A 23,649-nucleotide genomic window follows, 5' to 3' on the forward strand; every position below is an offset into this window, starting at 1 on the left:
ATGCGTGCATGGATCGGTATCCTTGGCCTGATGTGCGCCTTTGGCGTGCAGGCCGCGCCTAAGGTCGCAGTGGCTGACCTGGCGTTCCAGCAGCGTGTGGAGCAGTACATCCACACGGTGTCCGCCCAGACGAATATGCAAGCCAACCGCTACAACGCCAGCGCCTCGGGCAGCTACAACGAATACGAGGAGCGCAGCAGCTATATCGAGCAGGGCGAACTGCGTAAATTCACGGGCGACATCAAGGGCGAGATTCTGCGTACCGGGATGTTCCAGCTGGTCCAGGGCACGCCTTACACGGCCAAGTCCACCGAGGACGTCTACGACGTCATCAAGCGGATCAAGAACGGCAGCTTCAAGGGCGCTGACTATGTGCTGTTCGGGACGGTGTCGGATATCGACTTCAATCAGGACATGAACGAGCTGGCCAATACCGACAGCTACTCGGCCATCTTGAGCCTGACCCTGGTCGCAGACTTCAGCCTGATCAATACCCGTACGTTCGAGATCACCTCGGCGTTCACGGCGACGGGCGAAGGCCAGGACACCAAGCTGGTCAACGGCCGCGACGTGCATGTCTCGCTCAACCGCGGGCGTGTGGTGCGTGACGTGTCGAAGTCGATCGGCGAAGACGTGGCAGGCCAGTTGCGCCTGCAATTGCGCGGTGAAGTGCCGTACGACCAGCCGCAGCCGATGCAACGCAACAACCTGCCGCCTGATGAGGCACCACGTATTCTGCGTTGAGTCTCGCTTGGCTTGGTTATGTAGAGTGAATCCTGTGGGAGCGAATTCATTCGCGAAGAGGCTAGTACATTCGACGTACTTGTACCGTCTATAAGTCAGCCTTCGCGAATGAATTCGCTCCCACAATCGCCTCTGTAACTCGCTCCAACATCCCCTCTCCCTATATCAAGCCCGATGCAATGTCGCCAGGAACGCCGCCGCGCTGACAAACAGTCCGGCAAAGGTGCGGTTCATGCGGCGCTGCTGCTTCGGCGTCTTCAATGCCCGCAGCACCTTCGATGCCAGCCCGGTATAGCCCGCCATCACCGTCAGGTCCACCGCCACCATGGTCGCGCCGATGATCAGGTATTGCGCCAGCAGCGGCGCGTTAGGGTCTATGAACTGCGGCAGGATTGCCAGCATGAACACCAGCGCCTTGGGGTTGCTGATGTTCACCAGAAAACCACGGAATACCAGGCTCAACGGCTTGCCGATGGGGCGCGGTGTCGCGTCGTCGGAGAGATCGCTGGGCAGGGCCCGCCATTGCTTCACGCCCAGATAGACCAGGTAAGCCACGCCGAACCATTTGATCAGGGTAAAGGCGGTGGCCGAGGTAGCCAGAACGGCGCCAAGGCCGGCGGCGATGATCGCGATTTGCAGGATCAGCGCCAGTTGCAGGCCCAGAGCATTCCAGTAACCACGCCAGAAGCCGTATTGCAGACCGCTGGACATGGACGCAATCGCGCCCGCCCCCGGCGACAGGCTGATAACCCAACAAGCGGCAAAAAACGCCAGCCACGTTTCCAGTGACATCACACACCTCAGGCAGAATGGAGTACCCGTTAAGCTAATGGGTGTTGCAAAAAATGACCATTGATTTCTGCGGCGCGGCTGACTCAGGAATCTCGTGGCTTGTCGATCAGCGAGGTCAGGGGCATGGCATCACTGCCACGCCAACGCCGCACCGACTTCTGGAAGAACTGACTGTTGGGCACCTGTACCAGCGCACCGCCGTTTTCCGGCGGTTCGATCAGTGTGGTGAACATCAGGTTGATCGCCGTGACCCGGCCTTTGACGCCTGGCTTGTCGAGGGTGTCGATCAGCTCCACAACATCGCCGATGCGAAACGGCCCGATGGTGAAGATCAGCACCGCACACAGCAGGTTGGACAGCACGCTCCACATGGCGAAGAACGCCACCGCAGCAACGGCGACAAAGCCCGACAGGGCCGTCCACAACACGGTGGCCGAGACCCCGAGCCGTCCCAGCACGATCACGAAGGCGCTGCCCATGATCAGCCAGCGCAAGCCGCCGCGTACCGGAATCAACAACTCGGGTGGCAACGGATAACGCTCTCCCAGGTTGTTGAGGAAACGCGCCACCAACCGTTGCGCCAGGTAACCGGCCAGCAGGATCAAGAGGATTTGCAGGCCCAGCCAGATCGGTTCGATCCAGTGGGCAGGCAGGTTTACTCCGAAAAACTCCATTACCACTCCTGAATTACGACGACAGGGCTTCCAGCTCGGCCTGCATCGACTCCAGCACCTCCAGAGCTTCCATCCAGGCCTCTTCGAGCTCGCTTTCGCGAACCTTCAGCTTGGCCTGCTCGGCGAGCATGTCACGCAGCTTGTCCTTGTTCGCCGCCTCGTAGATGTCGCTGTCACCCAGGGCCGCTTCGACCTTGGCCAGCTTCTCGTGCAAGGTGCCAAGGTCGCGCTCCAGCTTGTCGGCTTCGCGCTTGTGCGGCGCCAATTGCTGGCGCAAGGCCGCGGCCTGTTGGCGCTGGGCCTTCTTGTCGGTCTTGTCGGCATTGACCGGTGTGTTGCTGGCCGGGGCGTTGCGCAGACGGTAGTCGGCAAGCCAGCGGGCGTAGTCTTCCAGATCACCGTCGAACTCCTGAACGCGACCGTCGGCCACCAGCAGGAAGTCGTCGGTGGTGCTCTTGAGCAAGTGACGATCGTGGGAGACCACCAATACCGCGCCGCTGAACTCTTGCAAGGCCATGGTCAGGGCCAGGCGCATCTCCAGATCCAGGTGGTTGGTCGGTTCGTCGAGCAGCAACAGGTTGGGCTTGTCCCAGGCAATCAGGGCCAGGGCCAGACGAGCCTTTTCGCCGCCGGAGAAATTCAGCACCGGCTCATCCAGGCGCGCGCCACGGAAGTCGAAGCCGCCGAGGAAGTCGCGTAGGGTCTGTTCACGCTCGGTCGGCGCGATGCGTTGCAGGTGCAGCAGCGGGCTGGCCTTGGCGTCGAGGGAGTCGAGCTGATGCTGGGCGAAGTAGCCGACCACGGTGTTTTCACCGCGAGCCAGGCGACCGCTCAGGGGCTCGAGTTCACCGGCCAGGTTCTTGATCAGGGTCGATTTACCGGCGCCGTTGGGCCCGAGCAAACCGATGCGCGCACCGGGAGTGAGCTGTAGTTTGACCTTCTCCAGGATGGTCTTGTCGCCATAACCCAGGCGGGCGTCGGACAGGTCCAGCAAGGGGCTGGAGATCTTGTCGGACTCGCGGAAGGTGAAGTCGAACGGTGAGTCGACATGGGCAGCCGATAGCTCCTCCATGCGCTCCAGCGCCTTAATCCGGCTCTGGGCCTGCTTGGCCTTGGTGGCCTGGGCCTTGAAGCGCGTAATGAATTTCTCCATGTGCGCGCGTTGCGCCTGCTGCTTCTCGTAAGCTTGTTGCTGCTGGGCCAGGCGTTCGGCGCGGGCGCGCTCAAAGGCGCTGTAGCCGCCGCGATAAAGCGTGATCTTGCGCTGTTCGACATGGGCGACGTGATCAACCACGGCGTCGAGGAAATCCCGGTCGTGGGAAATCAGCAGCAGAGTGCCGGGGTAGCTCTTGAGCCAGTCTTCGAGCCAGAGAATGGCGTCCAGGTCCAAGTGGTTGGTCGGTTCGTCGAGCAGCAGCAGGTCCGATGGGCACATCAAGGCTTGCGCCAGGTTCAGACGCATCCGCCAGCCACCGGAGAAATCTGCGACTTGACGTTCCATTTGTTCGTTGGTGAACCCCAGTCCGGCCAACAGTTTGCGCGCCCGGGCGTCGGCGGTGTAACCGTCAGCACTGTCCAGTTCGGCATGCATGCGCGCCTGGGCGGCACCGTCCCCGGATGCTTCGGCGTCGGCCAGCTCGCGCTGCACCTGACGCAAACGCAGGTCGCCGTCCAGGACATAGTCCACGGCCAGGCGCTCCAGGGTGTCTACCTCCTGGCGCATATGGGCGATGCGCCAGTCGGCAGGCAGCAGACAGTCGCCGCCATCGGGGGTCAGTTCACCCCGCAGCAAGGCGAACAGGCTGGATTTACCGGCGCCATTGGCACCGATCAGGCCGGCTTTCTGGCCGGCGTGCAGGGTCAGCTCGGCGTCTTCTAGCAGACGTTGCGGACCACGCTGTAAGGTAAGGCTTTGAAGTCGAATCATAATGGCGGCGGAGTCTACCAGCTTCGTCCCGAACAAGTGGATCACTATGCCTTCTGACCTGTGGAGTTTCACCCTCGATTTCTATGCCCGACCCGGAATCGAGCAGGCCTGCCTGGACTTGCAGGCCCGTGGCGGCAATGTCTGCCTGCTGTTGCTGGGAATCTGGCTGGATAAGCGCGGCGTGGTTTGGGAGGCTTCCCGGACACAGCAGATCGTCGAGTTGGCCGGGCCGTGGGACGAGGCGGTCGTGCAGCCCCTGCGTCAACTGCGCACGAATTGGCGGGCAGCGGCGAGCAGCGATGCGACGCTGGGCGGCATGCGTGACGAGATCAAGGCGTTGGAGTTGAAGGCTGAGCGCGAGTTACTGACGCGCCTGGAAATGCTGGCGCAGGACTGGCCGGTGCAGATCACTAGGGGCGAACATCAATGGCTGACGGCGTTGGCGGGTGAGGCAGGAGGCCTGAGCCGCGACGCGCTGAATAAATTGCGCGTCGCGGCGGACTAGGCTTGACGCTTAGGAAGCGCTTGGCGTTGTCGAGCTGGTTGCAGGTGCAGCAGGAGCGGTTGTTGCCACTGGTGCAGCTGGAGCTGTTGTTGCAGCAGACGCAGTAGTGGCCGGTTTGGCAGCGGCCGGCTTGGCTACTGGTTTGACGGCAGCAGGTTTTGCTGCTGGTTTAGCAGCTGCTGTTGTGGCCGGTTTTGCGGATACTGGCTTGGCAGCAGGTTTAGCCGCCGGTTTTGCAGCGGCAGGTTTAGCGGCTGGTTTGGCTGCTGCAGGTTTGGCAGGCGCCTTGACGGCTGCTGGCTTGGCAACAGCTTTCACTGGTGCTTTTGCAGCGGCTGGCTTGGCGGCGGCAGCGGCCGGAGCTTTTGCTGCTGCGGCCTTGGCAGCGGCAGGTTTGGCTGCTGGCTTGGCAGGTGCTTTGGCGGCAACCGGCTTGGCAGCAGGTTTGGCGGCGGCAGGTTTTGCCGCTGCGGTTTTAGCAGCTGGCTTGGCGGCCGGTTTTGCGGCAACTGGTTTAGCAGCCGGCTTGGCAGCAGCCGGTTTGGCCGCAGGTGCAGCCTTGCTGGCTGCAGCTTTGACAGGGGCTTTAGCCGGTGCCTTGGCAGGCGCTTTGGCCGCGACCGGTGCCTTGGCAGCAACAGCTTTGGCTGCTGGCTTGGCGGCAGGCTTGGCAGCGCGATCGATCAGCAGCTTACCAACGGCCTCTTTAACGCGGCCAACACCCTGGGCCAGCTTCAGGCTTTCCTGAGCGTCGCGCTTGAGTTGCAGGATGTAGGCGCGGGTTTCGGTCTGGCGATCTTTCAGGGCGTCAAGCAGGCCTTCAAGCTCGGCAACGCCGCTCTTGGCTTTGTCCTGGGCCTTGGCCTTGCCAGCGGTGGCAGCGGCTTGCAGCTTGGTGCGCGACTTGTGCAGTTTTTCCTGCGCTTTGACGCGTTGTTTTTCGAGTTTGGCGAGCAGTTTTTCTGCATCAGTCAGAGCTTGCGAGCAGGCACTTTCGAGATGCTCGAGCAGGCTGCCCGATAGTTGTTGGAGCAAATGCAACGGCGTGTTTACGGTCTTCTTCTTGGCCGACATGGTTTACCTCCTGACTGACTGAAATTGCGGCCCATACTAGCCCTCTGATTGCAGTGCCGCTAGCGCATGTTGACAGCGTCTTCCCGTACCTGTTGCACGTTGAGGTAAATACTTGAAGGCCTGAGCTTAATTTCCTTTGTAACTTCATCACACACATGCGCCCGCACTGGCATAATCGCTGCCTTCCCGGGTCGGAGAGCATGTATGTCGCGCTACCTGTTAACGTCTTTGTTCCTCTTGCTGCCGCTGGCTCAAGCCGCTGAGCCAGAACCTTCCACTGATGCCCATGACCTCGCTTACAGCCTGGGGGCAAGCCTCGGTGAGCGCCTGCACCAGGAGGTTCCGGATCTGGATCTCAAGGCGTTGGTCGATGGCTTGCAGCAGGCCTACAAGGGCAAGCCGCTGGCGCTGAAGAAAGAGCGCATGGACCAGATCCTCGCCGATCATGACGCCGCCGTGGCGCAGGCCGAGGCCAGCGGTGATCCCGAGCCGCAGAGTGAAGCGGCTCTGGCGGTCGAGCACAAGTTCATGGACGCGGAAAAGGCCAAGCCGGGGGTCAAGGAGCTGGCTGACGGTATCCTGATGACTGAGCTCAAGGCCGGCACCGGGGCCAAGCCGACGATCAACAGCCGGGTGCAGGTCAATTACGTGGGGCATCTGCCCGACGGCACCGTCTTCGATCAGAGCAGCCAGCCGCAATGGTTTCGTGTCGACAGCGTGATCAGTGGGTGGACCACGGCGCTTGAAAGCATGCCGGTCGGGGCTAAATGGCGTTTGGTGATCCCGTCGGCGCAGGCTTATGGCGCTGAGGGTGCGGGCGACCTGATCGACCCTTACACCCCGCTGGTTTTTGAAATCGAGTTGTTGGCCGTCGGGCAGTAAAAGCTTTGCGCCAGGCATGAAAAAGGGGCGCCTTCAGCACCCCTTTGTCTACCTCCATCAGTGTAATCAGGCCTGAGCCGTATTTTGCTCTTGATGGGCGTTATGCAGCACTTCGATCAGGCAATCTTCCAGCTCGAAGCGCTCGTGCAGTTGGCTGCCGAGCTTTTTGAGCTTCTCTGCAACCTGTGCGCTATCCGAGCAATCACCCTTGTCGCAATGATCATTGAAAGCCAGCGCCGACTCGGTCAGTGCTTCAATGCGCGGGTAAATGGTTTTGGCCAGTTCAAGGCCGCGTTCATCATTGAAAGCCTTGGCCTCGCTGTTGAGCTGCTCGTAAATTTCGAAGTGCCCGGCCGAAACGTAATCAAGCAAGGCCTGACAGAGCTTCTGCAATGCAGCGCGCTCCGGCGCCTTTGCACCCAACTCGTCGTAGGTATTGATCAGCTTGGTGCGATCCTGCAGCCAACGATCAATCAGCAGGTGGACACCACCCCAGCGTTCCTGAGCATTCCGACAACTTTCCAGCATGATCTTCTCTCTTCCCTTATGGGGTATGCGCTCTGCGCCGGCCTCAAGACAGGAATCAACTCTGTGCAAGAGAGGGGCCTGATAACGCAGCAGATGCGACATCGTTCCAGTGATTCATGCGGCCCAGATTATGCCCGCATGACAACCCCTTCAAGGTACGCAGGAGAGAAAGTTCATACAAGTGTTTAATCCTCGGCGGTCGAAAAGCGTCGCCAGCCCCTGCACAGCGCCCATAGTGCAAACAGACCCACGGTGCAGAACGCCAGCAGGCTCCACTCCGGAATACTGAAGCCGAACAGTGACCAGTTGATCTCGGCACAAGCAAGCACTTTGGCCCGCAACGGGTCGATCTCCTGGAACAGATGAAGGGCGTAGAGAATGCGCTCTACCACAGCCATGAGCGGCACAGAGCGTCCATCGAGGCGGTTTGCAGCCAGACCTGGGTCCCCGCCGCGATGCAGCCACTCAACGCCGTCAGCAGGAGCAGCGCGCTGTAAAAGCGCCCGGCAACTACGCCGGGCCCATGGATCGCCACCCACAGGCAGATGATTGCGCAGGCAAGCATGACCAGGCGCTGCGCTGAGCACATCAGGCAGGGGTCAAGAAGAAAGGCTTGTTGCAGGTAAATGGCTGCGCCAAGGATCGATGCACATGCGATGAACGCCAGGAGGAACAGGAAGCGCAGGTGGGCCAGAGGCATGGCAGATCCGTAACAAAAAACGAAGGCAGTTACGGTAGAGGAAAGCCCGTAGCCCTTTCAAGGCGCCGAAGTAGGGATATTTCCTTAATCCGATGGGTGTTTGCGGACTTGTAAGTGCGATTTTTTACCAATGCTTGCAGGAATAATCTCGAAACATAAAAACTCAGAGAATATTCCTACAAGGCGGGCCTTTGTGGGACCGGCTTTAGCCGGGAAGATGATATGGCCGGCGACAGAAATGTATCGCTCCTGCCTATGCCTTCCCGGCTAAAGCCGGTGCCACACAGTGGGGTGTGTTTGCTGCGCTCATGCCCGCGCCAGCGCCGGTAACGGCCGTGACAGGAAGCGTTCATCAAGCAGGCCGAGACCTTCCTGGAACAGCTGGTTACTGCGCTCCGTCTCGCCCAGCTGTGCGAGCAGGCGGGCCAGTTCGGCGCAGGCTTCGGGGCTGCGTTGTTCGCGCAGGCTGCTTTCCAGATAATCCCGGGCTTTGCCCCACAAACTGTTCTGCAGGCACAGGCGGCCGAGGGTCAGCAGCAGACTGGGGTCGTTGGCGTGCTGTTTGAGCAGCCCCTCGGCCATTTGCAGTTGCTTGGTCGGTTCGGCGCCATGCACCAGGCCGTAGAGGCGGGCCAGATGGCTACTGTATTCGCGCTTGAGGGCAGTGCGCAGGATTTCTTCGGCCTGGGCATCGGCACCCAGGCGACGCAGCTGCTCGGCATACGCCAGTACCAGCGCTGGTTCCTGGCGCTGGGCCGAGGTCAGTTGCTGCCAGGCCTTGTCCAGTGACGGCAAGCCGGTCAGGCCCTCTTCACCTTCATTCTCGCGGTAGGCGGCAAGGCTGAGGTTCTCGCCCCAGGCTCGGCGCTCCAGTTCGGCCAGCTCCTGGGCGGGCAGGATCTTGTCCTTGCGCAGTTCCGGCATCAGGCGAATCAGGGCCGACCAGTCGCCGCGCTGCTGATAGAGGCGCTGCAAGTGACGCAGCACCTGCGCGTTGTGCGGGTGGCGCTCGCGCATGGCTTCCAGTGTCGCCAGGGCGCCGTCGATTTCGCCGCGGTCCTGTTGCAGTTGGGCATGGCTCAGGGCAATTGCCAGCTCTGCCTGTGGCTGACGCTCCAGGGCGCGCTCGAGCAGGTTGTCACTTTCTTCGTAGCGGCCCTGCTCGTTTGCAGCACGGGCGGCGCCGAGGTAATACAGCAGCGGCTGGCGCTCGGCTTCGGCGGCGCGGTGCAGGTGGCGTTGGGCGCTGGCCCAGCGGCCTTCGGCCAGGTCCATCTGGCCCTGCGCGATGGCGACCTGGGCGCGACGGCTGCGATGACGACGCGACCACGGGTTGACCAGCCCGCCCGAGGTGGTCACCAGGCCGATCAGGGCGCGGATCAGTACCACCAGCAACCAGACCACGGCCAGCAGCGCCAGGGTTGCCCACAGGCTCGATTCATAGCGGAAGTTCTGGTACGCGATCAACACGTAGCCGGAGTGCTCGGAGATGGCGATGCCGATCAGCGCTGCGATCAGGATGGCTGCGAACAGCAGCAGATAAGTCCGCTTCATGGGCTCGTCTCCTGATGCGTCTGGTCAGGCTGACCGCTCTTGCGCACCAGATCTTCAGCCGGCGCGTGGCGTCGATTGAGGTAGGCCTGTACCGAACTGAGGCTCTGGGTCAGGTCCGGTGTCATCACGGCTACTGGCTGCTTGGCCAACTCGTCCAGGCGCTCATTGAGGCCTTTGCTCTGCGGGTTGTCCGGGTTGAAACTGCCCTGCAGGACGTTCTTGGCTTCAACCAGCGCCTGGCTGTAGACCTTGGGTTCGCCATTGAGGGCAGCCCACTGCGCCTGTTCCAGCGCCAGGCTCAGGGCCAGGCGTACCTGACTGAGGCTCTGCCCCGCCAGCAGCGGACGCACGCTCTTGTCGGCACTGAAGTCGATGCGCACGTAATGGGAGAGGTCATTCCACCATTGCGTCCAGTAGTTGTCCTGCTCTTTGCCGGTGGTCAGGCCGAACAGGGATTCGCCCTTGTCGACGTATTCAGGGGCAAGCTCGGTGAGTTGGGCGACCTGATCGCGCAAGGCGGCCAGTTGCAGGAACAGACCGGTGCGGTCTGGCTGATCGATGCTGCGCAGGGCGGCCAGGCTCTTGGCCAGTTGCTCGCGGGCGGCAAAGGCACCGGGATCGTCCTGCTCACGCAGAATTTCGTCGGCACCCTGGACCAGCGCCTGGGCGCTGTTGATGTCCTGCAGTGCGGACAGGCGCAGGCTGGCCAGACGCAACAGGTGCTCGGCTTCGGCCAGGCGCCAGTCCTTGCGGCTGGCGCCAAGCACGGTCTCCAGGCGCTGGCTCAGACGTTGCTGATCGCCCTGCAACTGGGTGACCAGCCGGCGGCGGTCTTCCAGTTCGCTGGCGCCCGGCAACTGCGCCAGGCGCGCAGACATCTGCTGCTCGCTCTGGGAAAGTGCCTGGGTCTGGGCAACGATATCTTCCATCTGGCTATGTTGCTGCAGGTGGCTCGATTGCAGAGTGCGCAACTGCAACACACCCCAGCCGGCGACTGCGATACCTGCGGCGCCAAACAGCAAAGCGAGTATGGCCAAACCATTGCCGCGACCGCTCGTACGTTGCGGGCGGGTTGCATCGGGCGTGGGTGCGGAAGTTGTCAGCACCGGCTCTGCATTATCTTTGGGCAAGATTGTTTCGCTCACGTATCCATCCTTTGCATGGGGGCGTAGGTAATTTCAATACGCCTGATCAGCGGGCGCGGGATGTGCCCGCAACGCCGCCAGCAAGGCCGCGGCGTTCGCGCCACGGCAATCCACAACTGTCAGAGCCCCGGCGCTACGTGCCAATTCGGCAACCCGGGGGCTCGGTACGAACAACGGCAGGCGGGCAAGATTTACCCAGCCATCTCCTGCCAACTGCTGCAAGTGTGCAAAACCCTGCCCACTGCTGACCACCAGCCCGTTCAAGCGTTCCTCAGATACCCGTCGGGGTAGGGCCGACGCAGGGTAATCCGGCAGGAAGCGGCGGTACAGCGGCAGATAATCGACACTAACACCCTGTTCGCGCAAGCGCTCGGCCAACATCTCTCTACCGTCTTCGCCACGCAGGATCAGGACCCGGGCGCCGGGAATGTTCAAGGCGTCCCGAAAGGCGGGTAGATCGAGCAGGGCTTCGCTGTCGTCACCCTGCTGTGGCCAGGTGACGTCCAGTCCATAGTCGCGCAGCAGTTGACCTGTGCTGGCGCCGACACTGAACCATGGCTGGATGGGTGGCTGCGGCCACCATTCGTCCAGCAGCTCGATAGCCGCGCGGGCAGCGGGTTTGCTGACGACGATAACGGCGCAGTAACGCAGCAGTTCGAGAATCGGCCCGCGCTGAACATCAGTTATTTCCAGTGGCTCGGTTTCCAGCAGCGGCAGGCTGCTGCTGAAAATTCCGACGTCAGCCAGCTGTTGTGCCAGCGCCGCCGACTCATCGGCAGGGCGGGTCAGTAACAGGCGCCAACCTGTCACTCCTCCCCTGCCTCGCCATAGACGGCTTGCAGGATTGCCTGTGCGCCCTGAGCCAGCAAGGCTTCGGCGACTTGCACGCCGAGGGCTTCGGGTTCGGTCTGCGGGCCGTAGGCATCGGCATTGAGCAGCAGGCTGCCCGCCGGATCACCGACCAGGCCGCGCAGCCAGATCTGCTCGCCTTGCAAGATTGCGTAGCAGGCGATGGGCACCTGGCAGCCGCCGTTGAGGTGCTTGTTCATGGCACGCTCGGCGCGCACGCGCAGGGCGGTTTCCTGATGATGCAGGGGCTTGAGCAGTTCGCGGATATCCGCATCGCCGCTGCGGCATTCGATACCGACCGCGCCTTGGCCACCGGCCGGCAGGCTGTCGTCGATGCTGATCGCCGAAGTGATGCGGTCTTCGAAGCCCAGGCGGATCAGGCCGGCCGCGGCCAGGATGATCGCGTCATATTCACCGGCATCAAGCTTGGCCAGGCGCGTATTGACGTTGCCGCGCAGGAAATGAATCTTCAGGTCGGGACGTCGGGCCAGCAGTTGCGCCTGGCGACGCAGGCTGGAGGTGCCGACGATGCTGCCCGGCGGCAGTTGCTCAAGGCTGGTGTAGGTGTTGGAGACAAAGGCGTCACGGGGGTCTTCACGCTCGCAGATGCAGAACAACCCAAGGCCTTCGGGAAAATCCATGGGCACGTCTTTCATCGAATGCACAGCGATATCGGCCTGGTTCTCCAGCAGGGCTGTTTCCAGTTCTTTGACGAACAGGCCCTTGCCGCCGATTTTCGACAGTGGCGAGTCGAGCAGCTTGTCGCCCCGGCTGACCATGGGCACCAGGACCACGCTCAGGCCTGGATGCGCCTGCTCGAGGCGAGCCTTGACGTATTCGGCCTGCCAGAGGGCCAGGGCGCTTTTGCGCGTAGCAATGCGGATTTCGCGAGAGGACATGGATCAATCCGTACCTGAATAGATGCGGCGGATGATAACAGCTCAGCCCCCATGGCTTGAGTGCTGTCGTTAAACATCCGCCGCCTACTGATCACGGTCAATGTTTCAGCGATCCCCTGACTCGAGCGCGTACTCATTCATCATTTTGCGCACGCCGGCGACATGTCGGCGGCTAACGATCAGTGCATCGCCGTCGTGACCCTTGAGGAACAGCTGGAAATGCCCCAGGGGCGTACGTTGCAGGCGCAGGATTCGCGCGCGGGACACCAAGGCATTGCGGTGGATACGCACGAACCGGTTACCGAATTCGTCCTCCAGCGCCTTGAGTGGCTCGTCGAGCAACACCTCGCCGGTCTCGTGACGCAGGGTCACGTACTTGTGATCGGCGATAAAATAAATCACGTCATCCAGCGGGATCAGCTCAATACCTTTGCGGGTCCGCGCGCTGATATGACTGCGTGGACCATTGCCGCTCACGGCAGCCGGGCGGGTCAGTGCCGCCAGTTGCACGCGGTTGGGTCGCTCGGCCTTTTTCAAGGCTTCCTGCAGGTCTTCGGGGCGTACCGGTTTGACCAGATAGCCGACAGCACTGACCTGGAATGCATCCAGGGCAAATTCATCGTGTGCGGTACAAAAAACCACGGCGGGCGGTGTTTCTCGCTCGCACAGTTTTGCCGCAACCTGCAGGCCATCGAGGCCCGGCATGCGGATGTCGAGTAACACCACATCCGGCTTGAGGTTGTCGATCAGTGCCAAGGCTTCTTCGCCATTGGAAGCACTGGGTTCTAAGACCCGGTAGCCCTCGATTTTGCCGACCATACGTTCAAGTCGTTCGCGGGCTAGGGGTTCGTCATCAACGATCAGGACATTCATATTGCTCTGGCTTCCTGCGTGAGTCTCGCACAAGGATAGCGTAGACAGGTGAAGTGACGACCGTCACGGCGCTCCACGCTCAGACTCGCGTGAGGGCCAAAAAGTGCCGTAATACGAGCACCAATATTTACCAGGGCCTGTTGAGTACCGTTGGAAGTCTGCCGCGTGGCAACATCTTCATAGGGATTGCTTACACACAATACGAACTCTCCCCGCTCATAATCTGCCTGGACTCTCACCACGCCGCCCTCGACGCGCGGTGCGATGCCATAGATCAAAGCGTTTTCCAGTAGTGGCTGCAAGGTTAGCTGTGGAATCGGCAAGTCTTCCGGGATTGCACTCACCGCCCACTCCAACTGTAGACGCTCGCCAAGACGATATTGCTCAATCGATAAATATCGTTTCGCCAATTCCAGTTCATCACGCCACATCACCACGTTGCCGGGGCGGGCCAGGCTGGCGCGAAAAAGGTCCGACAGATCGAGCACCGCCTGCTCGGCCTTGACCGGGTCACTGGCTACCAGGCTGGCAATGCTGTTGAGCGTGTTGAACAGAAAATGCGGCTGAATCCGCGCCTGCAACGATTCGAGTCGGGCACGCAGCTCGGCCTGCTGCTGCTTTCGCCACTGACTCTGCAGATAAAAGTAGCGTAGCAAAAGCGCGGACATGATCAGGGCGATCAAGGCATAACGGATATAACGTTCGACGATACCCACCGCCGAAGCGGTGCCCGTCAGCTCACAGGCATCGGTCACCGCCGTGCAGGCCATGGTTATTCCCACTACCAGCAAGCAGCACAGCGTGCCAGCGACCCCCGTGGGCAGGCGTGCCAGCCAGGGCCGCAGACCGCACAGCAGAGCGGCCGACAGCAGTACGATCCACTGCACGAACAGCGAAATCAGCGCCAGGCGCACCCAGTCGAAATTCGGGTGCATGGGTTCGACCAGCACCAGGACCATGACCAGCAGCTCGGCTAAAACGACGAGCACCAGCAGCGCCTGGGGCAGGCACAGTTCAGGGATGAAAAATTCTTTGCCGGGGCTCGCGCCGGCTTTCAGCCAGTTGTTTTGCATGGGCCCAGTCTCGGCGCTGGCGAGGGCCCCGGCAAGCGGCCCGGGGATAAATAAACGACAACCCTGTTATTATCTGTAACGGCCCGAAACAAGCACGGGCACGTCACTATTTCTGCAGATCATTCGAGCGAATCCATGAGCACCGACAAGACCAACCAGTCCTGGGGCGGCCGCTTCAGTGAACCCGTCGACGCCTTCGTCGCGCGCTTCACGGCCTCCGTCACTTTCGACCAGCGCCTTTACCGCCACGACATCATGGGCTCCATTGCCCATGCGACCATGCTCGCCCACGTTGGCGTGCTGACCGATGCCGAGCGCGACACCATCATCGACGGCCTGAAGACCATTCAGACCGAGATCGAGGCCGGTACTTTCGAATGGCGCGTCGACCTGGAAGACGTGCACATGAATATCGAAGCCCGTCTGACCGACCGCATCGGCGTGACCGGCAAGAAGCTGCACACCGGCCGTAGCCGCAACGACCAGGTGGCGACTGATATCCGTCTGTGGCTGCGTGATGAAATCGACCTGATCCTGGCCGAAGTCAACCGTCTGCAACAGGGCCTGCTGGGCCTGGCCGAGCGCGAAGCCGAGACCATCATGCCGGGCTTCACGCACTTGCAGACCGCTCAGCCAGTGACTTTCGGCCACCATATGTTGGCCTGGTTCGAAATGCTCAGCCGTGACTACGAGCGCCTGGTCGACTGCCGCAAGCGCCTGAACCGTATGCCGCTGGGCAGCGCGGCACTGGCGGGCACCACCTACCCGATTGATCGCGAGCTGACTTGCAAGCTGTTGGGTTTCGACGCCGTAGGCGGTAACTCCCTGGACGGCGTTTCCGATCGCGACTTCGCCATCGAGTTCTGCTCGGCGGCCAGCGTGGCGATGATGCACCTGTCGCGCTTCTCCGAAGAGTTGGTGTTGTGGACCAGCGCGCAGTTCCGCTTCATCGATTTGCCTGACCGTTTCTGCACCGGCAGTTCGATCATGCCGCAGAAGAAAAACCCTGACGTCCCGGAGCTGGTGCGTGGCAAGACCGGCCGTGTCTTCGGTGCCCTGATGGGCCTGCTGACCCTGATGAAAGGCCAGCCTCTGGCCTACAACAAGGACAATCAGGAAGACAAGGAACCGCTGTTCGACGCCGCCGACACTCTGCGTGACTCGCTGCGTGCCTTCGCCGACATGGTCCCGGCCATCGTGCCGAAACATGACGTGATGCGTGAAGCGGCCCTGCGCGGCTTCTCCACCGCGACCGACCTGGCGGACTACCTGGTACGCCGCGGCCTGCCGTTCCGTGATTGCCACGAAATTGTCGGCCATGCCGTGAAATACGGCGTGGACACCGGCAAGGATCTGGCGGAAATGAGTCTGGAAGAGCTGCGTAAATTCAGCGACCAGATCGAGCAGGACGTATTTGCCGTGCTGACCCTGGAAGGCTCGGTCAACGCCCGTAACCATATCGGCGGCACCGCTCCGGCTCAGGTTCGGGCGGCTGTTGGCCGTGGTCAGGCGTTGTTGGCTGCGCGCTGATCCGCAGTTCGTTGAGAGCGAACTGTGGGATTGACTTGTGGGAGCGAATTCATTCGCGAAGAGGTCGGTTCATCCACCCCATCTTCCGCGACTTGAACATCGCTTTCGCGAATGAATTCGCTCCCACAGTTGTTCCCACGACCTCTTCTGCAATCGCTTGCGCCGAATCAGCCCTTTTGTAAACGTTAAGAGAAAACCCCATGACCGACCCAATCGACAACGATGAAGAAGAATTCGCCGAAGCCACACTGGTCCAGGCCATCGAAAACCAGATAGAAAGCGACAACCCGCCTGCCGCCAAGGCCACGTTCAACAAGCTGACCCTGGTGGGCTATGAGCGTGAAGAGATCCTGGAAATGATGGCCCACGTACTGGCCGTCGAGATCGACGGGCTGCTCGAGGAGGATCGCGCATTCAATACAGAATGGTACGAGAAGGCCCTGCGTGCCCTGCCAGAGCTGCCGCCAGAAGCTCAGTAAGATATCGGCTGCAAATAATCCAGACGATGGCTACACTCCAAAGGCCCCGCTGCCACAGGTTTTCACCGGGGTCGTCACGCCAAGCCAGCTTTAACGGTCATTCAGAACCGACGAGCACCCAACGCGTGCTCTCAAGCATTGGTTCCAGAACTGACCGCCCCCGCTCGCGAGGCGTATTACTAGAAAAGTCTGGAGTACCTATGTCGTATACCCCTGAGTTGGTTGCCGAACTGGAAATTCTTGCACTGTTCAATCTGGGTAGCACCCATGAAGGCCTCAAGGTCCATCATGTGGCTGCTCCAACTGCTATCGCCGCCGCCCAACGACTCTTCGACAAGGGCCTGACGACCCAGGTCGATGGCGGCTACCTGACGAGCCTTGGAATTGAAGCCGCCGAGCACGCGCAGTCGCTGCTGACCATTCTTGACTTGAAAAAAGAAGCCGCCTGATTCGCATCGGGGGGAGTACGCCAGGGCTCGCCTTGCAAAAAGTCATTGCGAGCCCTTAATCTTTGCCGGAATCGGCCGATAAAAAATTGGCGCCAGAATAATAATCAACGGAAAGCACGTATTCAGCTTTCGACTGCTTGATCCTTGAATGCCACCTTTCGAGCCTCGCCAGCCGGTTTAAAGTTGCGATGACGCGTACCTCCGAGATTCGCCCTGACCTGGATGAGGGCATCGACCGCAAGGTTCTCAGCCAGCTTCGTAACCGTTTCCTGACGCTCAACGCCGGGCGGCTCAGCCGTGCCATGGACGGGCTGTCGACCCGCCAGCAAGGTGTTCTGACCCTTCTGCCGTTGTTCTTTCACGTCAACCATCCGCTATTGCCCGGCTACGTGTCCGGCAGCACGCCTGCGGGCGTTTCCAGCTACGAGCCCGAGGCCCAGGTGTTGTCGGAGGCTCAGCGGCTGACGCGTTCCTTCTCTTATAAGCCGCGGCGCGGCGCTCAGCCCGACCCGATCCACGGGATATTCCTGATGGGCAGCCTCGGCAGCCTGGCTCAGGCTGAACAAAGTGATATGGATGTCTGGATCTGTCATGAGCCGGGCCTGTCTCCTGAAGATATCGCCGAACTGCGCAGAAAATGCACGGCCCTGGAAACCTGGGCCGCGACCCAGGGGGCCGAGGTGCACTTTTTCCTGATCGATCCGCAGCGCTTTGCCATCGGCGACCGCGATGCCCAGCTCAGTTCCGAAGATTGCGGCACGACGCAGCACTATCTGTTGCTCGACGAGTTTTATCGCACCGCGATCTGGCTGGCCGGGCGCACGCCGCTGTGGTGGCTGGTGCCGGTCTACGAAGAGCCGCGCTATGCCGAGTACACCCATACGCTGCTGTCCAAACGCTTCATTCGTTCGGACGAGATCCTCGATCTGGGCAACATGGCTCATATCCCGCCGGGCGAGTACATCGGCGCAGGCCTCTGGCAGTTGTTCAAGGGCATCGAGTCGCCGTACAAGTCGGTGCTCAAGCTGTTGTTGACCGAGGTCTACGCCAGTGAGCACCCCAAGGTGCAGTGCTTGAGCATGCGCTTCAAGCAGGCGGTGTTTGCCAATCGCCTGCACCTCGATGAGCTGGACCCCTACATGATGGTCTATCGGCGCATTGAGGAATATCTGACCGAGCGCAACGAGCCAGAGCGCCTGGAGTTGGTGCGGCGCAGTCTCTATCTGAAGGTCAACAAGCGCCTTACTGGCCTGTCCCGTTCGCGCAGCACCAGTTGGCAGCGCGACCTGCTTGAGAGCCTGACCAGGGATTGGGGTTGGGACGAGCGCCACCTCATGCTGCTCGACAGCCGCAATCAGTGGAAAGTCCGCCAGGTCACCCACGAGCGCCGGGCACTGGTTAACGAGCTGAACTACAGCTACCGCTTTCTGACCCAGTTCGCTCGCACCCAGCAGGTAGCCAGCTCGATCAATAAACGCGACCTCAATGTGTTGGGCCGACGTCTGTATGCTGCCTTTGAGCGCAAGGCGGGCAAGGTCGAGTTCATTAACCCCGGCATTGCCCCGGACATGGCCGAAGACACCCTGACTCTTGTGCAGTCGCCCAACAAGCGTGAGCCGGGCAAGAACCAGTGGGGTCTGTACAACGGCAGCCTCGGCGCGCACGAGTGGGAGCACTTTGCCCCGATCAAGCGCAGTCGCGAGTTGCTGGAACTGCTGGCCTGGTGTCATCGCAACAGCGTGATCGACAGCAGCACCCGCCTGGCCCTGCATCCGGGCAGCAGCGATTTGACCGAGCTTGAGCTGTTCAACCTGCTCGGCGCCCTGCAGCAGGCAGTGGAACTGCCGTTGCCGGTGGTCAGTGAAGAACGCCTGCTCAGCCCCAGCGTGCCGGATCAGATCCTGCTGCTGGTCAACGTTGGCGTCGATCCGCTCAAGCATCACCGCGAACTGAATATCCTCATGACCACCGAGCGTACCGACTCGCTGAGTTATGCCGGGGTGCGGGAAAACCTGGTCCTGACCCTGGATCAGATCACGCTCAATAGCTGGAACGAGACCCAGGTCAGCCGCTTCGATGGCGCCCACGCCCTGCTCGACTGCATGAAGGAACTGCTCAATAGCCTGCCTGAAGGCCAGCCGCAGCCAACCATTCGCGTGTGCTGTTTCTGCCACAACCGTGCGCCGGCCATTGCCCTACGTGTCGAAGAGCTGATCAAGACGGCCCGGTTGCTATTGGCCCGACGTCTGAATCATCGCTACCTGATTCAGGTACAGCAGCAGTATCACGTACTGGAAATGGTCCCCGGCCAGGTCAATCACGTTTCGCTGCCGGACTGGCCGAGTCTGATTGATTATCTGGGCAGCGAGCTGCCGACCTATAGCCCGTTGCATCTCGACCCGCAGGCGCTGGACGACCACGACCTGACCCTGATCCTGCCTCACGGTCAGCCCGAGTGCATTCAGGTCTTCTACCGGGTCAACGAGCCCGACGCCGACCTCTACGTGCTCGACGAGCACAACGCGCTGTGGCATCAGCGCCTGCCGTACCACGACGAGCAAAGCCTGCTCTTGCCGCTGCAGCGCTTCCTGCAGGCCCTGGTTTACCGGCGTGGGGCGATGCTGCCGCTGGAAAATCCCCAGGAGCCGATCTCCCTGGAAACCCTGTACTACAAGATCCTGCCCTCCGGCCCAGGTCGCGCCCGCCGCATCGAGCCGCGCCCCGTGCCGACGGCAGCGGACAAGCCGTTCTACGATGTGCAGGCGATTGTCGAGGAAGCCTCGCCGGGGCAGATCAGCGTGACTCTGTACTGCAACGATCAGGAAGTCTCGGAGCTGGAATACGGCGATCAATTGTTTGACGTCGTAGCGCAACAGATTCTCGAACAACGCCACGAACCCCAGCGCTACCGCTGCTACATCACCGACCTGGACTTGTCCGGGCTGCTCGGCGACACCCATGGGCAGAGCATTCTGTTCCTGCGTTACAAGGCGGATCTGGAGAAGTCGCTGAACGAGGCGATGGCGCGGGCGTAGTAAGGCGACTCAAAGTGTGGGAAGTGAAAGCGAATTTTGTGGGAGCGAATTTATTCGCGAAAGCGATATTCCAGGCGATAAATGGCTATCGGATGTAAGGGCTTCTTCGCGAATGAATTCGCTCCCACATTCACCTGAAGGCTCAGGTGCTCTGCGAGGCGCTTTCCCGACGCAATTGCGCCTGCGCTTTGATCTGACGCCTGCGCTCATCATCAGCCGAGCGCCATTCGCGGATGTCTTCCACATGGCGAAAGCAGCCCATGCAGACTTTCTGCTCGTCGAGTCGGCACAGGCTGATGCAGGGCGACGACACGGCCGGGCTGACATTGCTGAACAGCGGCTTGGGCGGACGCGGCGTCGGGGTCGTTACAGGGGCGTCGCTCACCATCAGATCTCTTCGAAGTCCAGCTCGATACCGGCCTGTTCAAAGACGATGCGCACCAACATTTCGCTGAGCAGTTCGTCGCTGGTGTCACAGCTCCAGCGTTTCTCTTCTTCGTCGTAGTCGAAGTGGAAACCACCGGAACGGGCCGCCAGCCACAGTTGGCGCAGGGGTTCCTGGCGGCTGAAGATCAGCTGGGCGCCGTTTTCGAACTTCACGGTCAGTACGCCTGCCGAGTTTTCCAGGTCCACATCGAGACCACTTTCATCGAAAATATCCTCCAGCTTTTCCTGGGTGGCATCGACCAGATCGTGGAAGCGGGCTTCGGTCAAACTCATTACGGGAACCTCGAAAAGTGTCTACTGATGGCACAGCGACGCAAGATACGGTCGCTTTCGGGCAAATGCAAAGGCTACCGGCCAGGACGCCAATATTCCGCATCTATGTCATAAATAGCCAATACTCGCGTCAAAGGCCCGCCGGACGGGAGGTTCGCCGCATAGGCAAGCCGACAGGTGGCCGGTATACTCGGGCGCAATTAATGCTTTCCAAAGGATTTCGCATGAAGCGCCTGATCTCTTCCGTTGCCGCGCTCCTCGCGGTCGCCTGTCTTGTTAGCGCCTGCGGCCAGAAAGGCCCGTTGTACATGCCTGATGGCGAGACATCGTCAGCCCAGCAAGGCAAATCGCAATCGCACAAGCACTCGACTTTGTAAGGACTAACATGGACGCCTTCAACTACCGCGACGGTGAATTGTTCGCGGAGGGAGTGGCATTGTCTGCCATTGCCGAGCGCTTCGGCACGCCGACTTACGTTTACTCCCGCGCCCACATCGAGGCGCAATACCGGGCCTACGCTAACGCGCTGGACGGCATGCCGCATCTGGTGTGCTTCGCCGTCAAGGCCAACTCCAACCTGGGCGTGCTCAATGTCCTGGCGCGTCTGGGCGCTGGTTTTGACATTGTTTCGCGTGGCGAACTGGAGCGGGTACTGGCCGCCGGTGGTCAGGCTGACAAGATCGTTTTCTCTGGCGTCGGCAAGACCCGTGAAGACATGCGTCGTGCCCTGGAAGTCGGTGTGCATTGCTTCAACGTCGAGTCCACCGACGAGCTGGAGCGCCTGCAACTGGTTGCCGCCGAGTTGGGCGTTCGCGCGCCGGTCTCGCTGCGCGTCAATCCGGATGTCGATGCGGGCACTCACCCGTACATCTCCACCGGCCTCAAGGAAAACAAGTTCGGCATCGCCATCGCGGACGCCGAAGACGTGTATCTCCGTGCCGCGCACCTGCAAAACCTCGAAGTGATCGGCGTCGATTGCCATATCGGCTCGCAGCTGACCACTCTGGAGCCATTCATCGATGCTCTGGATCGCCTGCTCGATCTGGTCGATCGCCTCGGTGATTGCGGTATCCACCTGCGTCACATCGACCTGGGTGGCGGTCTTGGTGTGCGTTATCGCGATGAAGAGCCGCCGCTGGCCGAGTCCTATATCAAGGCCGTGCGTGCCCGTCTGGAAGGTCGTGACCTGGGTCTGATGTTCGAGCCTGGGCGTTTCATCGTCGCCAACGCCGGTGTCCTGCTGACGCAGATCGAATACCTCAAGCACACCGAACACAAGGATTTCGCCATCGTCGATGCGGCCATGAACGACCTGATCCGCCCGGCGCTGTACCAGGCCTGGATGGACGTCAAGGCCGTGCGCCCGCGTGATGGCGAGACCCGCAACTACGACATCGTTGGCCCGATTTGCGAGACCGGCGACTTCCTGGCCAAAAGCCGTGACCTGAGCCTTGCCGAAGGCGACCTGCTGACCGTGCATTCGGCCGGGGCCTACGGTTTCGTCATGAGCTCCAACTACAACACCCGCGGCCGTGCCGCCGAGGTGCTGGTAGATGGTGACCAGGCATTCGAAATCCGCCGCCGCGAAACCGTGGCCGAGCTGTATGCCGGCGAAAGCCTGCTGCCGGAGTGACCCATGCTGCTGCGTTTTACCAAGATGCACGGCCTGGGCAACGACTTCATGGTCCTCGACCTTGTCAGTCAGCACGCGCATATTCTGCCCAAGCACGCCAAGCAATGGGGTGACCGGCATACAGGTGTCGGCTTCGACCAGCTGTTGCTGGTCGAGGCGCCGAATAATCCCGAGGTGGACTTCCGCTACCGGATCTTCAACTCCGACGGTTCCGAGGTCGAGCAGTGCGGCAACGGCGCGCGCTGCTTCGCCCGTTTTGTGCTGGACAAGCGTCTGACCGCCAAGCGGCAGATTCGCGTCGAGACCAAGAGCGGCATCATTGAGCTGGATATCCGCAACGACGGCCAGATCAGCGTCGACATGGGCCAGCCGCGTCTGGTGCCGGAAGAAATTCCGTTCCAGGCCAGCGAACAGGCGCTGAACTACAGCGTCGATGTCGAGGGCCAGGCGGTCGAGTTGTTCGCTGTATCCATGGGTAACCCCCATGCGGTGCTGCGCGTCGACGATATCAACGGCGCCCCGGTACATACTCTCGGGCCGAAGATCGAAAACCATCCGCGCTTCCCGGCGCGGGTCAATGTCGGTTTCCTCCATGTGGTGGATCGTCAGCGCGCACAATTGCGCGTCTGGGAGCGCGGCGCCGGGGAAACCCAGGCCTGCGGTACCGGCGCCTGCGCAGCTGCGGTGGCGGCCATCAGCCAAGGCTGGATGGATTCACCACTGCTGATCGACCTGCCGGGCGGCAGACTGTCCATCGAATGGGCAGGCCCCGGCCAACCGGTGGTGATGACCGGCCCCGCCGTACGGGTTTACGAAGGCCAAGTTCGTCTATGAGTGAGCATATCCAATGACTGATCAGCCTCAGACTTCAACCGAAAAGCCCAGCGAATCGCCTGTCGATACCGCAACGCCCAACCTTGAAGCAGAGGCAGTCATTGCTTACCTGCTCCAGCATCCGGGCTTCTTTGCCGAGCACGACGAACTTCTGGTATCGATGCGCATTCCGCACCAGCGTGGCGATACCGTCTCGCTGGTCGAGCGCCAGCTCAAGCTGCTGCGCGAACGCAATATCGAGATGCGCCATCGTCTGTCGCAACTGATGGATGTGGCCCGCGACAACGATCGGCTGTTCGACAAGACCCGGCGTTTGAATCTGGCGTTGATGGACGCCGTCAGCCTGGACGAAATCGTCATCGCCGTGGAAGACAGCCTGCGCCAGGAATTCATGGTGCCGTTTGTCAGCCTGATCCTGTTCAGCGACAGCGCCATGCCGGTGGGCCGCTGGGTCAGCAGTGCCGAGGCGCAGAAGGCCATCGGCGGCCTGATGGGCGAAAAAACCGTGTGCGGCACCTTCCGTGAGCATGAGCTGGCCTTTCTGTTCGGTGCCGAGCAGGGCAAGGAAGTCGGCTCTGCCGCCATCGTCACCCTGAACCACCTTGGCCTACACGGCGTGCTGGCCATCGGCAGCCGTGATCCGCAGCACTATAAGAGCTCAGTGGGCACGCTGTTCCTCAACTACATCGCCGATGTCCTGAGCCGCCTGCTGCCGCGCTTTACCCACGCTCTGCGTTCGGTCCGCTAGCG

24 protein-coding genes and 1 pseudogene are annotated in these 23,649 nt (G+C 61.0%); 11 read left to right on the forward strand and 14 right to left on the reverse strand.

What is annotated here, in order from left to right; all coding sequences use genetic code 11:
* Window positions 1-744, forward strand: a complete 744-nt coding sequence (locus M2401_RS07785; RefSeq protein WP_259101245.1) for a penicillin-binding protein activator LpoB — start codon at window positions 1-3, stop codon at window positions 742-744.
* A 165-nt stretch (window positions 745-909) separates the two neighbouring features.
* On the opposite strand, the gene M2401_RS07790 is transcribed toward M2401_RS07785, so the two are convergent.
* The 3 genes from M2401_RS07790 to M2401_RS07800 form a co-directional block, all read right to left on the reverse strand.
* Window positions 910-1,536: a LysE family transporter gene (locus M2401_RS07790; RefSeq protein WP_259101248.1), complete on the reverse strand. Its 627-nt coding sequence runs from the start codon at window positions 1,534-1,536 to the stop codon at window positions 910-912.
* A gap of 83 nt (window positions 1,537-1,619) precedes the next feature.
* Window positions 1,620-2,210 (reverse strand): mechanosensitive ion channel family protein, encoded by a 591-nt coding sequence (locus tag M2401_RS07795; RefSeq protein WP_259101250.1) that lies wholly within the window; start codon window positions 2,208-2,210, stop codon window positions 1,620-1,622.
* A gap of 13 nt (window positions 2,211-2,223) precedes the next feature.
* Entirely contained in the window at window positions 2,224-4,137 is a 1,914-nt protein-coding gene (locus M2401_RS07800; RefSeq protein ID WP_259101253.1) for an ATP-binding cassette domain-containing protein, read from the reverse strand.
* A 46-nt stretch (window positions 4,138-4,183) separates the two neighbouring features.
* On the opposite strand from M2401_RS07800, the gene M2401_RS07805 reads away from it, so the two are divergent.
* Window positions 4,184-4,642 (forward strand): TIGR02444 family protein, encoded by a 459-nt coding sequence (locus M2401_RS07805; RefSeq protein WP_259101255.1) that lies wholly within the window; start codon window positions 4,184-4,186, stop codon window positions 4,640-4,642.
* 9 nt (window positions 4,643-4,651) lie between these two features.
* Here the strand turns inward: M2401_RS07805 and M2401_RS07810 are convergent, their stop codons facing one another.
* Window positions 4,652-5,716, reverse strand: coding sequence for an AlgP family protein (locus M2401_RS07810; protein WP_259101258.1), 1,065 nt, complete (start codon window positions 5,714-5,716; stop codon window positions 4,652-4,654).
* Window positions 5,717-5,920: 204 nt separating this feature from the next.
* On the opposite strand from M2401_RS07810, the gene M2401_RS07815 reads away from it, so the two are divergent.
* The gene (locus tag M2401_RS07815; protein ID WP_259101260.1) at window positions 5,921-6,598 is read left to right on the forward strand and encodes an FKBP-type peptidyl-prolyl cis-trans isomerase; all 678 of its coding nucleotides are present in this window, start codon (window positions 5,921-5,923) and stop codon (window positions 6,596-6,598) included.
* 66 nt (window positions 6,599-6,664) lie between these two features.
* Here the strand turns inward: M2401_RS07815 and rsd are convergent, their stop codons facing one another.
* From rsd to M2401_RS07860, 8 genes and pseudogenes are all read right to left on the reverse strand, one after another.
* Window positions 6,665-7,126, reverse strand: a complete 462-nt coding sequence (gene rsd / locus M2401_RS07820; protein WP_259101695.1) for a sigma D regulator — start codon at window positions 7,124-7,126, stop codon at window positions 6,665-6,667.
* A gap of 185 nt (window positions 7,127-7,311) precedes the next feature.
* Window positions 7,312-7,826 (reverse strand): annotated as a pseudogene (locus M2401_RS34425) (disulfide bond formation protein B).
* A 306-nt stretch (window positions 7,827-8,132) separates the two neighbouring features.
* Entirely contained in the window at window positions 8,133-9,380 is a 1,248-nt protein-coding gene (locus M2401_RS07835) for a heme biosynthesis HemY N-terminal domain-containing protein (protein ID WP_259101263.1), read from the reverse strand.
* A complete protein-coding gene (locus tag M2401_RS07840; RefSeq protein WP_259101265.1) occupies window positions 9,377-10,525 on the reverse strand; it encodes a uroporphyrinogen-III C-methyltransferase in 1,149 nt (382 codons plus the stop codon). The genes M2401_RS07835 and M2401_RS07840 overlap by 4 nt, the downstream gene beginning before the upstream one ends.
* 33 nt (window positions 10,526-10,558) lie before the next feature.
* A complete protein-coding gene (locus tag M2401_RS07845) occupies window positions 10,559-11,335 on the reverse strand; it encodes a uroporphyrinogen-III synthase (RefSeq protein WP_259101266.1) in 777 nt (258 codons plus the stop codon).
* A complete protein-coding gene (gene hemC / locus M2401_RS07850) occupies window positions 11,332-12,273 on the reverse strand; it encodes a hydroxymethylbilane synthase (RefSeq protein ID WP_259101268.1) in 942 nt (313 codons plus the stop codon). Before hemC ends, M2401_RS07845 begins: the two co-directional genes overlap by 4 nt.
* Before the next feature lie 105 nt (window positions 12,274-12,378).
* A complete protein-coding gene (locus M2401_RS07855; protein WP_259101270.1) occupies window positions 12,379-13,146 on the reverse strand; it encodes a LytTR family DNA-binding domain-containing protein in 768 nt (255 codons plus the stop codon).
* Window positions 13,143-14,219, reverse strand: a complete 1,077-nt coding sequence (locus M2401_RS07860; RefSeq protein WP_259101273.1) for a sensor histidine kinase — start codon at window positions 14,217-14,219, stop codon at window positions 13,143-13,145. Before M2401_RS07860 ends, M2401_RS07855 begins: the two co-directional genes overlap by 4 nt.
* A 135-nt stretch (window positions 14,220-14,354) precedes the next feature.
* Between M2401_RS07860 and argH the strand changes: the two genes are divergently transcribed.
* The 4 genes from argH to M2401_RS07880 all read left to right on the forward strand — a co-directional run bounded on the left by argH (window position 14,355) and on the right by M2401_RS07880 (window position 19,712).
* Window positions 14,355-15,749 carry an argininosuccinate lyase gene (gene argH, locus M2401_RS07865; protein ID WP_259101277.1) on the forward strand — a complete coding sequence of 465 codons (1,395 nt, stop codon included), beginning with the start codon at window positions 14,355-14,357 and terminating at the stop codon, window positions 15,747-15,749.
* A 200-nt stretch (window positions 15,750-15,949) separates the two neighbouring features.
* Window positions 15,950-16,228 carry a hypothetical protein gene (locus M2401_RS07870; protein WP_259101278.1) on the forward strand — a complete coding sequence of 93 codons (279 nt, stop codon included), beginning with the start codon at window positions 15,950-15,952 and terminating at the stop codon, window positions 16,226-16,228.
* A 200-nt stretch (window positions 16,229-16,428) separates the two neighbouring features.
* Window positions 16,429-16,677, forward strand: a complete 249-nt coding sequence (locus M2401_RS07875; RefSeq protein ID WP_259101280.1) for a TIGR02647 family protein — start codon at window positions 16,429-16,431, stop codon at window positions 16,675-16,677.
* Window positions 16,678-16,865: 188 nt separating this feature from the next.
* Complete coding sequence (locus M2401_RS07880; protein WP_259101281.1) at window positions 16,866-19,712, forward strand: class I adenylate cyclase; 2,847 nt, start codon at window positions 16,866-16,868, stop codon at window positions 19,710-19,712.
* A gap of 142 nt (window positions 19,713-19,854) precedes the next feature.
* Here M2401_RS07880 and M2401_RS07885 read toward each other — a convergent pair whose 3' ends face one another.
* Window positions 19,855-20,100 (reverse strand): DUF1289 domain-containing protein, encoded by a 246-nt coding sequence (locus M2401_RS07885; protein WP_409033887.1) that lies wholly within the window; start codon window positions 20,098-20,100, stop codon window positions 19,855-19,857.
* The gene (gene cyaY, locus M2401_RS07890; RefSeq protein WP_259101288.1) at window positions 20,100-20,432 is read right to left on the reverse strand and encodes an iron donor protein CyaY; all 333 of its coding nucleotides are present in this window, start codon (window positions 20,430-20,432) and stop codon (window positions 20,100-20,102) included. The genes M2401_RS07885 and cyaY overlap by 1 nt, the downstream gene beginning before the upstream one ends.
* A gap of 224 nt (window positions 20,433-20,656) precedes the next feature.
* Here cyaY and lptM point away from each other — a divergent pair, with 224 nt between their 5' ends.
* Genes lptM through M2401_RS07910 form a run of 4 tightly spaced genes read left to right on the forward strand, consistent with a single transcriptional unit; the run spans window position 20,657 to window position 23,647 of the window.
* Complete coding sequence (gene lptM, locus M2401_RS07895; RefSeq protein ID WP_259101289.1) at window positions 20,657-20,809, forward strand: LPS translocon maturation chaperone LptM; 153 nt, start codon at window positions 20,657-20,659, stop codon at window positions 20,807-20,809.
* An 8-nt stretch (window positions 20,810-20,817) separates the two neighbouring features.
* Window positions 20,818-22,065: a diaminopimelate decarboxylase gene (gene lysA / locus M2401_RS07900; protein WP_259101292.1), complete on the forward strand. Its 1,248-nt coding sequence runs from the start codon at window positions 20,818-20,820 to the stop codon at window positions 22,063-22,065.
* 3 nt (window positions 22,066-22,068) lie between these two features.
* Window positions 22,069-22,899 carry a diaminopimelate epimerase gene (dapF, locus tag M2401_RS07905; RefSeq protein ID WP_259101294.1) on the forward strand — a complete coding sequence of 277 codons (831 nt, stop codon included), beginning with the start codon at window positions 22,069-22,071 and terminating at the stop codon, window positions 22,897-22,899.
* Window positions 22,900-22,912: 13 nt separating this feature from the next.
* A complete protein-coding gene (locus M2401_RS07910; RefSeq protein WP_259101295.1) occupies window positions 22,913-23,647 on the forward strand; it encodes a DUF484 family protein in 735 nt (244 codons plus the stop codon).
* The last annotated feature ends 2 nt before the right edge of the window (window positions 23,648-23,649 follow it).

It is taken from the genome of Pseudomonas sp. JUb42, from assembly GCF_024807945.1.
Lineage (GTDB): Bacteria > Pseudomonadota > Gammaproteobacteria > Pseudomonadales > Pseudomonadaceae > Aquipseudomonas.